General features: G+C 41.5%; 13 protein-coding genes and 1 pseudogene. 1 reads left to right on the top strand and 13 read right to left on the bottom strand.

All coding sequences use genetic code 11. From position 1 onward, the window contains the following. From BLP54_RS10965 to BLP54_RS10945, 5 genes and pseudogenes are all read right to left on the bottom strand, one after another. Nucleotides 1–207, bottom strand: a pseudogene (locus tag BLP54_RS10965) (ISLre2 family transposase); the annotation flags it as partial. Between the two features lie 93 nt (nt 208–300). Beyond that, nucleotides 301–2,892, bottom strand: a complete 2,592-nt coding sequence (locus BLP54_RS10960; RefSeq protein ID WP_090169588.1) for a bifunctional diguanylate cyclase/phosphodiesterase — start codon at nt 2,890–2,892, stop codon at nt 301–303. 49 nt (nt 2,893–2,941) lie between these two features. Beyond that, nucleotides 2,942–3,610 carry a DUF6320 domain-containing protein gene (locus tag BLP54_RS10955; protein WP_090169586.1) on the bottom strand — a complete coding sequence of 223 codons (669 nt, stop codon included), beginning with the start codon at nt 3,608–3,610 and terminating at the stop codon, nt 2,942–2,944. Beyond that, nucleotides 3,610–4,857, bottom strand: a complete 1,248-nt coding sequence (locus BLP54_RS10950) for a condensation domain-containing protein (RefSeq protein WP_090169584.1) — start codon at nt 4,855–4,857, stop codon at nt 3,610–3,612. The genes BLP54_RS10955 and BLP54_RS10950 overlap by 1 nt, the downstream gene beginning before the upstream one ends. A gap of 105 nt (nt 4,858–4,962) precedes the next feature. Beyond that, entirely contained in the window at nt 4,963–5,883 is a 921-nt protein-coding gene (locus BLP54_RS10945; RefSeq protein WP_242870688.1) for an alpha/beta hydrolase, read from the bottom strand. Nucleotides 5,884–6,190: 307 nt separating this feature from the next. Here BLP54_RS10945 and BLP54_RS10940 point away from each other — a divergent pair, with 307 nt between their 5' ends. Continuing rightward, nucleotides 6,191–6,388, top strand: a complete 198-nt coding sequence (locus tag BLP54_RS10940; protein ID WP_072915921.1) for a YjfB family protein — start codon at nt 6,191–6,193, stop codon at nt 6,386–6,388. Between the two features lie 991 nt (nt 6,389–7,379). Here BLP54_RS10940 and BLP54_RS10930 read toward each other — a convergent pair. The 8 genes from BLP54_RS10930 to BLP54_RS10895 form a co-directional block, all read right to left on the bottom strand. Next, complete coding sequence (locus tag BLP54_RS10930; RefSeq protein WP_090169580.1) at nt 7,380–8,078, bottom strand: adaptor protein MecA; 699 nt, start codon at nt 8,076–8,078, stop codon at nt 7,380–7,382. Between the two features lie 270 nt (nt 8,079–8,348). After that, nucleotides 8,349–9,257, bottom strand: coding sequence for a dihydroorotate dehydrogenase (locus tag BLP54_RS10925; protein WP_176754539.1), 909 nt, complete (start codon nt 9,255–9,257; stop codon nt 8,349–8,351). Then, a complete protein-coding gene (locus tag BLP54_RS10920) occupies nt 9,257–10,021 on the bottom strand; it encodes a dihydroorotate dehydrogenase electron transfer subunit (RefSeq protein ID WP_090169575.1) in 765 nt (254 codons plus the stop codon). The genes BLP54_RS10925 and BLP54_RS10920 overlap by 1 nt, the downstream gene beginning before the upstream one ends. Next, a complete protein-coding gene (pyrF, locus tag BLP54_RS10915; protein WP_090169572.1) occupies nt 10,021–10,941 on the bottom strand; it encodes an orotidine-5'-phosphate decarboxylase in 921 nt (306 codons plus the stop codon). Before pyrF ends, BLP54_RS10920 begins: the two co-directional genes overlap by 1 nt. After that, nucleotides 10,922–12,211 (bottom strand): dihydroorotase, encoded by a 1,290-nt coding sequence (locus BLP54_RS10910; protein WP_090169569.1) that lies wholly within the window; start codon nt 12,209–12,211, stop codon nt 10,922–10,924. Before BLP54_RS10910 ends, pyrF begins: the two co-directional genes overlap by 20 nt. A gap of 76 nt (nt 12,212–12,287) precedes the next feature. Continuing rightward, nucleotides 12,288–13,610: an aspartate kinase gene (locus BLP54_RS10905; protein ID WP_090169568.1), complete on the bottom strand. Its 1,323-nt coding sequence runs from the start codon at nt 13,608–13,610 to the stop codon at nt 12,288–12,290. Nucleotides 13,611–13,711: 101 nt separating this feature from the next. Continuing rightward, nucleotides 13,712–14,512, bottom strand: a complete 801-nt coding sequence (locus BLP54_RS10900; RefSeq protein ID WP_090169566.1) for an ABC transporter ATP-binding protein — start codon at nt 14,510–14,512, stop codon at nt 13,712–13,714. Further along, nucleotides 14,505–15,452: an ABC transporter permease gene (locus BLP54_RS10895; protein ID WP_090169563.1), complete on the bottom strand. Its 948-nt coding sequence runs from the start codon at nt 15,450–15,452 to the stop codon at nt 14,505–14,507. Before BLP54_RS10895 ends, BLP54_RS10900 begins: the two co-directional genes overlap by 8 nt. Nucleotides 15,453–15,464: the final 12 nt, after the last annotated feature.

Below are 15,464 nucleotides of genomic sequence, written 5' to 3'. Positions count from 1 at the left end.
ATGTTTCTTTCTTTTATCACTTTCACGTATAAGTTGATCCATTTCCTCAAGTGTCTCTTCAATAAAAATACGGCCCAGTTTCCTTACCTCACTTTCAACATTTAGTATAAACTCAGCTAAATCTTTTGGGTTTTGATATAACTCTTTTTGTATTTCTAAAAATCTTTGAATGCACACTTCTCCAAAATACTGTATACTCTTTTGCATAAAAGAACATCCTCCCTTGATAAAGTTTTTTTCGCAAACCATAACCTTATCACAAGAAGGATGTTCTTTTTGTATTTATTCTATTTTTTCCGACTAAAAGTTTACTCTAGCGTGATGTGTCGGCTCACCTTTTTTCATACGCTTTTTATTAAGGTACATCTCAGCGTCAGCAGCATCAAAAATCTCGCTCATCTCTCTTTGTCCATCAAACTTGGCAACGCCAACAGCTATGGTAACCTCTTTTTTCTTGGCATTTCGATTGTTTACCTTCTCCATGTTTTCAAGAAGCTTGTCAAGATTTCCATAATCTGCGCCTTGAACTATAACAACAAACTCATCGCCACCGATTCTGTATACAGGACTATGAGAAAATACTGTACAAATTATCTTACAGCCGTCCTTGATAAACTGGTCTCCAGTCTGATGTCCGAAGTTATCGTTTACATCCTTCAGACCATTCAAATCGCATACCACCAGTGCAAAGTCATTTGCTCTTTTAGCCTCAATTCTAACATTGAATTCTTCCTCGGCTATTGCATAAGCGTGCTTATTTTTAACACCTGTAAGCTCGTCTCGAATAGCCTTATCCTCGGCTTCTGAAACCTTTTCAGCGTATTCTTTTTCCTTTCGAACTTGCTCATCAACATTGATAAGACCAAAGATAAGATGTGGACCATCAAGCTCTTCCAAAAGGGCTGTCTTCATAGTTACATATCTAAAACCACCGTTAATCCTCTTAACTCTGCATGTGTAGGTAAATAGGCCTTGTTCCTTGATGGATGCTATGATATTTTCCTTTGTAAAGATTTTCAAAAGAGCATCTACATCCTCTTCATAGACAATTTCCTTAAATCTCTCTCTACTATCTTTGAAGAAATCCCCACCTTCTGGATCGAGCTCATATTGCATATTTTCAGGATTCATCTTGAAAATTTCATAGAATCCAGTGTTAGGATCCACACAATAAATATTTATAAAATCACTGGACAATGCAGCAATTCTATTAAAGGTTATTCGTTCCTCCTTTATTCTCTGGAAAGCCTCCTGCTCTCGTGTCTGAGCATCAACATCACTTATACCGATAATTATATGCCTATTATCTGTTCTTACACGTACCGCCTTAAGATTTACATATTTAGGTTCACCATTCATTAGAGACCTATAAGTAATGGTGTACTTTCCGTATTTGTTCAAATCATGTGTTATCTGTTCTTTTGTAAACGAATCAATAAATCTTGCCCTGTCTTCCTTATAGATAAATTTATATCTTTCATCTTCAGGCACATCGAAGAACTGTTGTCCACGTCTAATAGCTGTTATGTCTCGATTCTTACCATCAGAAGCATACTCGGTATATTCGTCCGTTTCCATATCTACAAAGTAAAGCTTTATATAGTCCTCAGCCAAAGCTCTTGCAATGTAGTTATAGCTCAAGTCATCTAAGTTTCCCGGTCTTTCAGTAACAGAAAGAATTACAACAGCGACAGCTGCCATACCTGTAACAGGGTCATCGGAAATCTTGTTGATAAGCAACTCAACTGTCTTTCCATTTTTAGTACGCTCATCAATAATCCTTCTTTTTCCGTCTATACCACACTGACGCACCTCTGTCATTGCATAAAAGCCCACTAATTTATCTGAGCCTTTAAAATGATAGGTCGTCACACCCCTCTTGTCAGTAAAGTTTGCGTGAAAGAATTTCCTAAAGTTAGCATTACAACGAAGCAGTGAAATCTCCTCGGAATTAACCTGCAAAATGGCCATAGGCAGAGTGTCAAAGTAATCTACCATACCATTTTCATCGTTATTGGTAAAAGCCAGGTCATACAGGCTGACATGACCAACTGCTGTATAGTATTCACGCTCATCTGGATTCTCAAAGCCTATCTGTGTACCATTCTTATATCTGGTCAAAATATCTGATAAAGATACTGGCTTGCAATAATAGAAGCCCTGAAGCTTTACACAGCCAATCTCTTTTAAGAACTCAGCCTCGTCATCGTCCTCAACACCCTCTGCTGCCACCTCTATACCAAGAGCCATCGCAAGTCTTACAAGCTCTGTGATAATAACCTTGGCGCTCTTACTGGTGCGAACCTGACTAACAAGATTCATATTTATTTTCAGCAAATCAAAATTTATCTGCTGGAGAAGAATTGGAGAGAAATCTCCATTCCCATAGTCATCCATCCAAACCTGGAATCCAAGCTTTTGGAACTGGTCTAACTTAGATAAAACAGCCTCATCTCTTGTACTGCATGCGCTTTCAATAACATCAATAGCTATAAGTGAAGGCGGGACCGATGAAGCATCCACACGCTGTTTTACCTCTGCTACTATATCTGAAGAGAAAAAGTCTATCTGAGAGAAATTTACAGAATGAACTACTCTGTACAATCCCATTTCCTTAAATTTATCAAGTTTTGCGAGAACCTGCTCCAATACATAAAGATCCAGTCTGTCAATCAAATTAACAGATTCAAGAATAGGAATAAATTCAGCAGGATTAAGCACACCGAGGACAGGGTCGTCCCAGCGTACAAGAGCTTCCTCACCACATACTCTTCCACTAGAGCCACGGATGATAGGCTGATAGTATACCTCCAGCCAGCCTTCCTGCATTGCCCTTCCAAAGTTCTCTAATAAATATTTTCTCTTATCAGGTATTCTATCTCCGGTATTCATGCAATAACCTCCGTCGAGTAGCACTACTTACGCTGTCAAAAATATCCGCCTAAACACTCAGCCTTCGCTGGATTTCACCAACGACTTCTCTCCCCTTAAAAATTATTGCTCCCACAAAAATAATGAAACTAACAAGTAAGCAAATCATCCACTCGATTGGACAATCCTTCTTTAATGTTATGCAAACAAAGTATGGAATAATTCCCACAAGTAAATCTGTCAACAGATATACCATCGCGTTACCACTTTTATCCACCATGCACAGCACAAAGTTGGCAACAATTGTGCACATAACCATAATTGGTATAACCCAATATAAAACAAACATCAGATATCCAAAGTAATAGGCTGTAACAGCTACCATCGCCATTACTATTACCACCACTATGGACAGGATTCTAGAGGCATCCATACCCTTTTTAAAGACATGAATGATACTGAATTCAAAGGCAAAGAGCCACATCAATATCAGTAAGCTCCAATGGAATCCACCATATTTTCCGAATGGAAGCTTGAATATGTAATCCAGCCATAGTGCGGAAATAATCACTATACACACAATGAATAGCTGTAGCTTAAAGAAAAATGACTGGAACTTTAATCTTAACTGTGTTGGGAAATATTTTTCCTCATCCTCACCTACCAGACGGCTCTGGCACAATGGGCATTTCTTTAAATTTCCTCCAACATCAATCTTACAATATGGACAATTCTTCATTAGCGAATCACCTCCGTTGCATAAGCAGTAATCTTCATGCCTTCCTCACTGAGGCCTCTAACGAAGCTTTTTACTACCTTAGTATTTGAATATGGTGAGCTGATTCCGAGGGTCATCTTTCCGTTGTAGCTGCTCATAACAACAAAGAGATTTGATGAGCTACAGAAACCATTATAATTTTTAATCTTTGGAATAAGCTCCTCCGGTGGTCGCTGCACTCCCAGATTTGAAAGAACAACTGACACCTTTTTATCCATAATCTTTGAACCATAACGCACAACCATCTGCTTAATAAACAGTGGCACTGCTCTTACCGGAATAAAGTATTCCATGGTCTCAAAGTTATCCATCTGCTTTTTAATATTTTCTTCTGTCAGGCTTTCCTTAAGCTTGCCGTCAAATTCCTTTGCCAAATCTTCAAAGGAAATCTCTTCTGTAAATGTATGTGCCACATTTACGTTATTGAAAAAGTTTCTTGAAGTCTGACTTGGATAATAATTTCTAAGATTTACAGGCATAGACACATTGATTGGCATATGCTTTTTACGTGGAGGCATATCTTCTTTTATTGCCATCATAAGCTTTGCACCAATGTAGCTGGTCATACCAACGCCGATTTCCTTAGCTTTTGGAAGAATATCCTCTGTTGGCACCTGAATCTCGAAGAACTGAAGCTGATCATATGGAAGCTTCAAGCCACTAGGATGATAAGCCACCTTTAAAGCCGATGCTTTCAAAGATAAATTTCCAAAAAACTGGCGATAACTATCCTGATTCAAATCATCATAGGACGCACCTGAGTGAATATTTAACTCTTCAAGCTCATCAGGATATTTAAGCTTCAAATAATCAAAAACAATAATATTTAGAAACTCTAATGCTCCTGTTCCATCTGAAATTGCATGGAACAAGTCAAGATTAATTCTTTTGTGATAATAAGTTACTTTATAATGGAGCATCATTCTGCCCGGGTGATAAAGAGATGGGCAAACACGTCCATGCTCCTTTTCAACTATAGGCTGAAGGTCTGTATCCTCCATGTAGTGCCAAAAAATACCTCGACGAATTCGCACATGAAACTGTGGGCGAAGCTGAATCGCTGACTCCACAGCCTGTTGTAAAAGCTCTGGATCTATATCTTCCCAGAGTGTACAGCTAACCCTCAGGGTTCGAGTGTCTCGCTTAGCCGCTGTGGCTAGAAAGACCTTCGCAACATTATCAACTTTATACCAATTATCTCTTGCCATATAACCTCTTAGTCCGCTGATTACACTCACAAGCCTTAGTGTTTCTTCATTCAGCAATAGAATGCTTCATTCAGAAACCTAAGAGCTTGTTAGTTATCAGCTCACTTAATTTTTATATATTTCATCTGAAACATAGTCTGCGAGTCTGCGCATTGCACGACTTGCCACTGGGAGAGGCATCTGCTGGTACACATGCCATCCATCCTTTTCTACGTCCAGTTTTGCTTTGCCCCCAACCTTCTGAATCTGCTTCACAAGGGAGGCACTGTCTTCGTATAGTATTTCCGTTTTCCCAACCTGCACAAGCGTAGGTGGAAAATGCTTAAATTCACCAAAAAGCGGCGAATATATTGGGTCTGATGGTTCTGCATCCTCTCCGATCACTGCATCTCTCACAGATTCTACATAATGCTTTGTGAGGATTGGATCCTTGCCATCATACTGTTGATAAGATTTTGATTTTGCCGTCATGTCAGTCCATGGACTAAACAATAACAACATTCTTGGAGGGTCATTTCCCTCCATCAGAATTCTCTGGGTGAGGCAAACCATCAGGTTGCCACCGGCAGAATCACCTGCCAAAAGAATTCGGTCATTCTTATAACCTTTTTCTATTAGATAATCCCATACCTGATTTCCATCCTCCAGGGCTGCCGGGAACTTATTCTCCGGAGCAAGCCTGTATTCAAAGGAAACCACGGAGAAGCCTGTAGATACAGCAAGCTTAGCTGCCAATATTCTGGCATAGGCCAAACCGCCACAGGTGTAACCACCTCCATGTGCATAGAGAATCACATACTGTGGGTTATGTGCCAAATCCGGCTTCACCCACTCACATGGTATCTCCCCCACCTGAAATGGTTCCAGTGTTACACCTCCTGTTGGAGCCGCCAGTCTACCTGCCAGTTCCATGGCTGAACGCTGCCTTCGCAAATCTTCTTCAGTCAAAGATTTTCCTGCTATTGAATTTACAGCTTTCAGCGCCTTCATAAGAGGGTCACTAAGATTCAGGTTTAATAAGGACATAGTTTCTCCATGAAATCATACTAATGTAACTATAATTATAGTAATTCTAGACTAATTTTTAAATATGTAAAATATGAAACAAGAATGAAAAAAATATGAATATTTCGGTATTTTTCCGTGTTATCCACTCTAATTTTCAACTCGTCCTTTGATATCAGATAGATTTTGCTATTAAATGTTCAATATTATCCATAATTCACAGTTTGTTCACAATTTTGTCACAGTTTGGCACCAATTTGTGAACAAGTCATGGTAGAATTTTAGGTGAGTTAAAAAAGCGTAGTCTTTTTTAGGGGAGGCGCTTATTATGGATATATCAGAGCTTTCTATGAGTTTAAGTCAAAACAAGTTACTTACCGCTGTGGGGACAGCAATGCTTGGTAAGACCTTAGATGTCATGGAGGGACAGGCGCAGCTTTTAACTGAAGGCATCGATATGAATGCACCATCACTTGAAAGTCTGGTCTACCCTACTTCTGGTACCATGATAGATATGCGCATATGAGTTATAAATGTATTTGGGTTTTACGATATGAAAGGGACCTACCGTTTAGGTCCTTTTTTCATGCCCAAAAGTTATATTATTTACCCTATTCCCTCACACCAAAATAATGGTAAGCAATTCACAAATAATCTTTTTCTTTTACAATTTTATTCACATATTCATCATTGTTCCAACATAATAACTTAGTATTATAATTACATCGCAAGACAGAAGCGATGAACCATTTTTTTCATAACATTATTCTCCCTTTTTGAAGAGGACGCCCCGCCGGCGTCCTCTTTACTTTGTGTCGAAAATGTTTGTGGATTTCCTTTGTAAATTTCTTGGCTAAAACTTTATTTTTTATTTGAGCTTTGCTTATTCTATCTGCCAAGAGCCCCAGTCAAGGGCAAGGCCTGACGGCTCGGCTCCGCCGCCCCCTGACAGAGCCTCTTTTAGCAGATAGTTGTCAAACAAGCTCAAATAAAAATGGGACTGTGGCACAGCCACAACAACTACTATGCATCCCAAATAACTAAAAGTCGCAAATGGGATGCATACTTTTTTGACCTCATGCATCCCAAAATCAGTAAAGTCTTGTTTGGGATGCATAATTTAGCTAGTGAATGCATCCCAAACCAAGGAAATGCTTCTCTGGGATGCATTTTCAACTCAGAAATGTTTGGATTTTTATAAAAATACCTAGATTTATGCATCCCAAAAGAATAAAACTGCATTTCGGGATACATAGCTCCAAAAAAATTTATTTCTAATGCATCCCAAAACAGCAAAACCTCAATTTGGGATGCATAGTAGCAGATGTGGCATCGCCACAGCCCCATTTTCACCCCTGCTTGATTACCAAATATCAGCGCAAAGGCGAGGAGTCAATGACGCGAAGCGCCGAAGGGCATCATTGACGCCGCGACTGGGCTGATATGCTGTAGCAAGCAGGAGTGAAATAAAAAAAGGGGATAGCCACTAGTGACTATCCCTATGAATTATTCAATATTTAAATTTGTGACAGTACATTTACGCAGTCTTCGCAGATCACATCGCCGTGTTCTAAGAGGAAGGCTCCATCGAAGCTTTCGGTGAACATCTGGCTGGCGTATTCTGCAATAACAAGAATGACTGCTGAAATCTGGCGACGTGTCAGCTCGAAGTTGAGCTTTACATAATAGTCATCGCCGTAACGATACAGCACACTCTGGATTCCTGAGAACTTTGGAATGTGTTTGCAAAGTTCAATGGATGCATCCAAGCTTGGAAGGATTGCCCACAGTGGTGTATCCAAATACTGGGATGTAATCTCATCCTTGTCATCTCTAAGCTTTTGTACTGGCTGAACTGGAACATCTGCTGTACTACCTGAAACAGCCTGTTCCTTTTTGGTAGTAGATAATGTTTCCTGTAAACCTGTAAGATGTTTCTTTAATTCTTCAATAGCCGTTGCAAGTCCTGAACTTGAATCTGGGGATATGAGTAATGCTACATCACCCTGAGGCATAACTGTCATCTGTACGCTATATGCTTTAGCATGAGTCTCTATTCCGAGGGTCTCACACGCTTCTGCTAAAATATCCCTGATAAAGCTTTGGGTCTTTTCCTGGTCACTGACGAAATCTCCAAGCTCCATGCCGTTCTGTTCCATTTCTTCTTTGGTGATGACGCAACGAATTTTGTCCTCACCTATCTTCTTGAACTTCATCAGCTCCCCTCCTTTCAAAATCTAAGTAAAACCGTTATAAATAAGATAATTTTTGTGTGAGTGTACATAAAGTGTAGCAAATAGATTTTAATGTGTCACGGATAATTCTGAGTATATTGTCTGAACATTCGGTGAATTGCGACACAATCCGTGAACTACGACACAATTATCTATATATTGTACATTACCAAAATTTTCACAAGCAGACCCCTATGTTTAATTTACCATTTTTCACAGACAGATTATAGCTGTACTTTCTGACTTACCTCCCTACTTAACAATACCTATGATTGAATTGATGTCTTCTATATTCTTGCGAACCATGTAGTCTTCAATGCCTGACAAGATATCCAGTGTAGCTGTTGGGTTGAAGAAATTTGCTGTGCCTACAGAGACAGCTGTGGCACCTGCCAGCATCATTTCTACTGCATCTTCCCATGTAGTGATTCCACCCATTCCGATGATTGGAATTGATACTGCGTTTGCACATTCGTAAACCATTCTAACTGCAATTGGATGAACTGCCGGACCTGACATGCCACCGGTCTTATTCGCGAGAACAAAGTTCTGACGTTCTACATCGATTTTCATTCCTGTAAGAGTATTGATAAGTGAAATAGCATCTGCGCCACCAGCCTCTGCGGCCTTTGCCATAACCTTAATGTCGGTAACGTTTGGCGAAAGCTTCATGACGATTGGCTGCTTGGCACGAGACTTAACAAGACGAGTGATTTCTTCAACTGCTTTAGGGTCCTGTCCAAAGGCGATTCCGCCCTCTTTTACGTTAGGACAAGAGATGTTGATTTCCAACATATCTACCCTTGACTCATCTGCTAATCTTTCTACCACTTCAATATATTCTTCGGCGGAATGACCGCAAACATTAACCACTACTTTTGTGTTTTTATATTGTTCAAGAAATTTTAAATCTCTCTCGCAGAAAACCTCTACACCAGGGTTCTGCAAACCGATTGCATTAAGCATTCCTGAGCGAACCTCAGTGATACGAGGTGTTGGATTGCCTGGCCATGGCACATTTGCCACACCCTTTGTAACGACTGCTCCAAGCTTATTTAAATCAACAAATTCGGAGTACTCCATGCCTGAACCGAAGGTGCCTGAGGCCTCCATAATAGGATTCTGAAACTCAACTCCTGCAATGGTAACTTTAGTGTTCATTATAGTACCACCTCCGTTGACAAGAATACTGGGCCGTCCTTACAAACCCTCTTATTATTAACATGACTATGGTCGTCCACTTCCTTAGACTTGCAAACGCAACCAAGGCATGCGCCGACTCCACATGCCATGCGCTCTTCCATAGAAACGTAGCACCTAATCTGATTCTCTAAAGCAAAATCTGCCACTGCGCGAAGCATTGGCTTTGGACCGCAGGCATAGATTACATCTGCCACCAAATCGTTTTCTCTCATGGCATCAACAACTGTGCCGCGGATTCCTACTGAGCCGTCATCTGTGGCAATGAAAAGATTTGCCACTACCTTTTCAAATTCCTCGGTAAGAAACAGATCATTGTTGCGATAACCCATAACAGCTGTGACTGTGCCTGGTAGCTGCTTTGCAAGCTCAAGCATTGGGGGTACACCGATACCACCGCCTACAACGATAGCGTTTCTTCCCTCAAGTGGGAAGCCATTTCCAAGAGGTCCCATAACCTCAATCTTATCTCCCATCTTGAGATGAGAGAACTTCTCTGTACCTGCACCAACAACACGGTAAACCACACGAAGTGTGCCGTAATCCTTGTTGATTTCGCAGATGCTGATTGGACGTGGCAACAGCTTGCTGCCATCATTTGAAAAAATGCTGATAAACTGGCCCGGAATTGCATGGTCAACAATGCTTGTTTCAAGTGTGAGGCTGTAAACGCCTTCGGCCAGTTTCTCCTGCCATAATACTACTGCTTTTTCTTTTATCTTCATTACTTCAAAGCTCCTCTGATGTCTTCAAGCATATCTTCAACTGCTGCACGGCTGGCACCTGCGAAATTTGCCTCTCCAAAGGAAGCGTACTTTTCCTGCTGATATGCTGCAATGATTCCACGGCTGGAATTTACGATAGCACCAAGACCATCTTCATTGAAGAAGTGTACAAGGTCTTTTCCTCTTCCGCCCTGTGCACCGTAGCCAGGAACGAGGATGTATGCGTGAGGCATGAGCTTACGAAGCTTTGCGCCCTGCTCTGGATATGTGGCGCCAACAACTGCACCTACATTTGAGTAGTAGCCTTCTCTTGTCTCCATTCCCCAGTCCTCAATCTTCTCAGCCATGTGCTCGTAGAGAGGTCTGCCATCGATGAGTCTGTCCTGGAACTCGCCTGATGATGGATTAGAAGTCTTGCAAAGTACGAAAATACCCTTGTCCTCTTCCTTGCAAACATCTACGAAAGGCTTTACACCGTCTGAGCCAAGGTAAGGATTTACAGTAGCCATATCTGCATCGAAGCCCTGATACTTGTAATCGCCAACCTGAACTGAGCCAAGATGACCAAGAGCATAGGCTGTAGATGTTGAACCGATGTCACCACGCTTGATGTCAGCGATAACGATAAGACCAAGCTCCTTAGCGTAATCAACTGTCTTCTTATATGCAATCATGCCAGGAATGCCGTAGCTTTCGTACATGGCAATCTGTGGCTTTACTGCTGGAATTAAATCTGCGCAGGCATCCATAATCTGACGGTTGTAGTCAAACATGGCTTCTCCCACTGCTTCCAAGGTCTGGCCGTACTCGTTGATGTATTTATCAACTAAGCTCTTTGGCATTAATTTCATTGTAGGATCAAGTCCCACAACGATTGGCGCATTCTTTTCCTGGATTTGATTAATTAGCTTCTGAATCATAATAAACTACTCTTCCTCCATATATTGTTTTAACAACCTTACCCTGAACCTTGCGGCCTTCGTAAGGCATATTTTTAGATTTACCAACAAAATCAGCGGCATGAATCTCATATGAAATTGTAGGGTCAAAAATTGTGATATCGGCTGCCTTTCCTGGCGCGAGGTTTCCTAAATCGTCGCGACCCAAGATACGAGCTGGATTGCTGCTCATATAAGCTGCCATTGTAAGTGGTGTAATCAGGCCTGATAAAACAAGCTCTGTGTATGTAAGACTTGCAGAGGTCTCAAGGCCGACAATACCAAATGGCGAAGCAAAGCCCTTAGCTTTCTCCTCGGCAGTATGTGGCGCATGGTCTGTAGAAATGACCTCAAAAACGCCCTCAGCCAAACCTCTTCTAAGAAATTCTCTATCTTCCTTTGTACGAACAGGAGGATTCATTTTGTAATTGCCATCTCCTGGCACAATGTCATCCTCGGTAAGTGTGAAATGATGTGGGCAAACCTCGCCGGACACCTTGATGCCTGCTTCCTTTGCCTCTTTTAAAATCTGGTAGCTCTCCTTTGTGGAACAGTGACACAGATGAAGTGTGGCACCAGTCTCCTCTGCCAACATTATGTCGCGGGCTTCAATGATGTTTTCCACAGCATTGCTGATACCTTTCTCTCCCATGGCATCAGATTTAGCGCCCATGTTCATAACACCCCCCTGCACCAGATTGATATCCTCGCAGTGAGCAAGCACTGGCACGCCAGCTGTGGCAACAAGCTTCATTGCCTCTCTGTAAAGACCTGAGTCCATAACAGATTTGCCATCCTCTGAAATAGCAGGGATTCCCGCATCAATCATCCCCTGTAAATCAGAAAGTTCCTTGCCTTCCATGCCCTTTGTAACAGAACCTACCTGAAGCACTCGTGTAAGACCTACCTTAGCACCCTTATCGTGAACATATTTCACAAGCTCTGGATTATCCACAACAGGCTTTGTATTTGGCATAGCAAGAACTGTGGTGACACCGCCTCGTGCTGCTGCCTTTGAACCAGTCTCGATATCTTCCTTTGCAGTCTGTCCTGGATCTCTGAAGTGGACATGCATATCGATGAAGCCTGGCATAACGTAGCAGCCCGCTGCATCAATTACTTCATCAAAAGAGACGGGAACAATCTCAGCCTCAACAGCTGAGATAATGTTCCCGTCTATCTTAATATCCAATATTTCGTCTGTATTTGTAGGTGGGTTTAGCACCCTGCCATTTTTAATGATGAGACTCATACATTACCCTCCGTTAAACTTAGAATAGTATAACATAAAATTAGCTCTAGTCTAGGACTAGAGCTAACATTTTTATTTAAAGTTTTGTAAGAACAAAGATATCATAGATTGCTTTCACAGCAGCCTCGAAATCTTCATTCTGAACTCCGATGATGATGTTCAACTCGGAAGAGCCCTGATCAATCATTCGTACATTTACATGTGCATGGCTGAGGGCCGAGAAGATACGACCTGCAGTACCACGTGTACTCTTCATACCACGACCTACAACTGCGATAAGTGCAAGGTCTGATTCAATCTCGATAGAATCTGGTGAGCAGTTACGGTGGATAGCAGAAACTACTGCCTGCTCCTTGTTGATGAACTCATCCTCATGAACAACAACTGTCATTGTGTCGATACCTGAAGGCATGTGCTCGATGCTGATTCCGTTGTCCTCGAAAGCCTGAAGTGCTCTTCGGCAGAAACCAACCTCTGAGTTCATAAGTGACTTTGTGATAAGTACTGTACAGAAGCCCTTCTTACCAGCGATACCTGTGATAACGTATTCATTTCTCTGAGCTGTAGACTCTACAATCCAAGTACCATCATCCTCTGGCTTGTTTGTATTTTTAATATTGATAGGAATACCTGCTGAACGAACTGGGAAAATAGCATCCTCGTGAAGAACACCTGCGCCCATGTATGAAAGCTCGCGAAGCTCACGGTATGTGATTGTCTGCATTCCTACTGGATTCTTAACGATACGTGGATCGCAAATCAAGAAGCCTGAAACGTCTGTCCAGTTCTCGTAAACATCAACCTTTGCAGCACCTGCCACGATAGAACCAGTCACATCAGAACCACCACGTGAGAAGGTCTTTACCTTTCCGTCTTTGCCACAACCATAGAAGCCTGGGATAACTGCACGTGGATGCTCCTCGAGAGCCTTAGCCATTGTCTTTTCTGTCTTGTAGGAATTGAGCATTCCCTCTTCATTGAAGAAGATAACGTCCTTTGCATCGATGAAATCATAGCCTAAGTACTTAGCCATAATCTTTCCGTTGAGATACTCACCACGGCTTGCAAGATAATCAAGTGATAAATCCTCTTTAATCTGAGCTGCAATTTCCTTGAAGTCTTCATCAAGTGAGAAATCCTTTAACTCAAGACCTGTGATAATCTCGTCGTAACGAGCCTTGATAGCTTTAAGATTCTCCTTAACATCCTTGCCTGCCTTAGCAGCCTCATAGGTACCGATAAGCATGTCTGTAACCTTTGTGTCCTTGCTGTTGCGCTTACCTGGTGCAGATGGAACTACAAACACGCGATTCTCATCAGCGCGGATGATATCGCCAACCTTCTTAAACTGGCCGGCGTCCGCAAGTGAGCTACCGCCGAATTTAACTACCTTCTTCATAATAATCAAAACCTCATTGTTCTAATATTTTTCGTATGAAATAACTTTTAACATTGTATACCAATACTTTATCGAATTAAAGTGCTAAATTGCCCAAAAAACTAAGACAAAAGTACTCTGTCATTATCTAATTCTTCTCCAGCGCCTACCTTAAACTTCTCAAGCAGATCATTTACGGTAAGTCCTGCTCTCTCTTCGCCTGAAGTATCGAAAACAATTCGTCCAGCATTCATCATAAGGGTTCTGTTTCCTACGTCAAGTGCCTGATGCATATTGTGGGTAACCATAAGACAGGTAATGCCACGCTCTGCCACAATATTCTTTGTAAGCTCAAGCACCTTTTCAGCTGTGGCTGGATCAAGGGCTGCTGTATGCTCATCCAAAAGCAAAAGCTTAGGTGTAACAAATGTAGCCATCAAAAGTGTAAGAGCCTGACGCTGACCACCAGATAATAATCCAACTGGCTGCTTCATTCTATCTTCAAGGCCCATACCAAGAAGTGAAAGCTGCTCTCTGAACTTTGCTTTATCCTTGCCGCTGATTCGTGAGAAATACTGGCTTGAAGCATGGCTTGCACGTAAGTAAGCCAATGCCATATTTTCCTCTATGGTCATGTTTGGCGCAGTGCCCTTTAATGGATCCTGGAAAAGATGACCTATAACCTTGCTTCGAACATGCTCCTTCTTAAAGGTGATGTCCTCCCCATCAAGATAAATATTTCCCTCATCAACAATGAAGGTACCTGCAATGGCATTGAACATGGTAGATTTGCCTGCTCCGTTTGAACCAACGATAGTAGCAAAATCTCCATCCTTTAAATCTAAAGAAAGATTGGTAAGTGCCGCCTTTTCATTGACGGTGCCGGGATTGAAGGTCTTTGAGATGTTGTCGATTTTAAGCATTGTCCTTCACCTCCCTGTTACCTCTATAGTTAGCAAACTCTCTCTTTTTGAGGGCTGCCTTCTTTCTAACATAAGGCATTGCGATTGCAACTGCAACTATTATTGCAGAAACAAGCTTTAAAGCCTCTGCTGGCACACTCATTCTAAGAGCGATTGCCACGATAAATCTATAAAGAACGGAACCAAGGATAGTTCCCAAGATTCTTCTGATTGTACTTCCCTTATTGCCAATAAGAGTCTGGCCGATGATAAGTGAAGCCAGCGCAATTGTAACCATACCCGTACCGATATTGATATCTGCCGACTTCTGATACTGGGCAATGAGACAGCCTGAAAGGCCAGTAAGTGAATTGGCAAGACAAAGACCTACAGTGATTGTAAAGGTAGGATTGATAGATGATGATTTTACCATCTCCGCATTATCACCTGTAGCACGAATAGACATACCAAGTGTAGTTCCAAGGAACCACCAGAGTGCCAATGCAATAACAGCCACAATAAGAGCTACTGTCACAACCTTGTACCAGTCTCCAAATATCGTATTTACGAATCCATCTTTTCCAAGTGAGAAAATAGTATCGCAACCGAACAGATTAATAAGAGATGAGAATCCCATGACGGCAATATTAATAGTATACAGAGCCGTATTTACGATAATACCTGCTAAGATTGATTCCACACCAAGTCTTGTCTGTAAAAATGCGGTAATAAAACCTGCCATAGCACCAGATATCATTGCTGCTATAAGTGCAAGGAATGGATGACCTGCGAGAGTAACCACAGCACCTACTGCACAACCTAATGTAAAGCATCCATCTGTGGTCAAATCTGCGATGTTAAGAATTGTAAAAGAAATAAAAAGTGCTAAAGCAACTAGGGCGTAAATACACCCTAGTTCTAAAGCACTCTGAAAAATCGAAATTGTAAAAATACCTGACATTACATTAAACCC

This window comes from Pseudobutyrivibrio sp. 49, assembly GCF_900100545.1.
Lineage (GTDB): Bacteria > Bacillota > Clostridia > Lachnospirales > Lachnospiraceae > Pseudobutyrivibrio.
Note: the sequence above shows the minus strand (reverse complement) of the source record. Positions and strands in the feature narration are given on the sequence as shown.

What these genes read in the sequence shown, in the direction of transcription:
- BLP54_RS10960 (WP_090169588.1), bottom strand. Translation starts at nt 2,892, where the DNA reads ATGAATACCGGAGATAGAATACCTGATAAGAGAAAATATTTATTAGAG.
- BLP54_RS10955 (WP_090169586.1), bottom strand. Translation starts at nt 3,610, where the DNA reads ATGAAGAATTGTCCATATTGTAAGATTGATGTTGGAGGAAATTTAAAG.
- BLP54_RS10950 (WP_090169584.1), bottom strand. Translation starts at nt 4,857, where the DNA reads ATGGCAAGAGATAATTGGTATAAAGTTGATAATGTTGCGAAGGTCTTT.
- BLP54_RS10945 (WP_242870688.1), bottom strand. Translation starts at nt 5,883, where the DNA reads ATGTCCTTATTAAACCTGAATCTTAGTGACCCTCTTATGAAGGCGCTG.
- BLP54_RS10940 (WP_072915921.1), top strand. Translation starts at nt 6,191, where the DNA reads ATGGATATATCAGAGCTTTCTATGAGTTTAAGTCAAAACAAGTTACTT.
- BLP54_RS10930 (WP_090169580.1), bottom strand. Translation starts at nt 8,078, where the DNA reads ATGAAGTTCAAGAAGATAGGTGAGGACAAAATTCGTTGCGTCATCACC.
- BLP54_RS10925 (WP_176754539.1), bottom strand. Translation starts at nt 9,257, where the DNA reads ATGAACACTAAAGTTACCATTGCAGGAGTTGAGTTTCAGAATCCTATT.
- BLP54_RS10920 (WP_090169575.1), bottom strand. Translation starts at nt 10,021, where the DNA reads ATGAAGATAAAAGAAAAAGCAGTAGTATTATGGCAGGAGAAACTGGCC.
- pyrF (WP_090169572.1), bottom strand. Translation starts at nt 10,941, where the DNA reads ATGATTCAGAAGCTAATTAATCAAATCCAGGAAAAGAATGCGCCAATC.
- BLP54_RS10910 (WP_090169569.1), bottom strand. Translation starts at nt 12,211, where the DNA reads ATGAGTCTCATCATTAAAAATGGCAGGGTGCTAAACCCACCTACAAAT.
- BLP54_RS10905 (WP_090169568.1), bottom strand. Translation starts at nt 13,610, where the DNA reads ATGAAGAAGGTAGTTAAATTCGGCGGTAGCTCACTTGCGGACGCCGGC.
- BLP54_RS10900 (WP_090169566.1), bottom strand. Translation starts at nt 14,512, where the DNA reads ATGCTTAAAATCGACAACATCTCAAAGACCTTCAATCCCGGCACCGTC.
- BLP54_RS10895 (WP_090169563.1), bottom strand. Translation starts at nt 15,452, where the DNA reads ATGTCAGGTATTTTTACAATTTCGATTTTTCAGAGTGCTTTAGAACTA.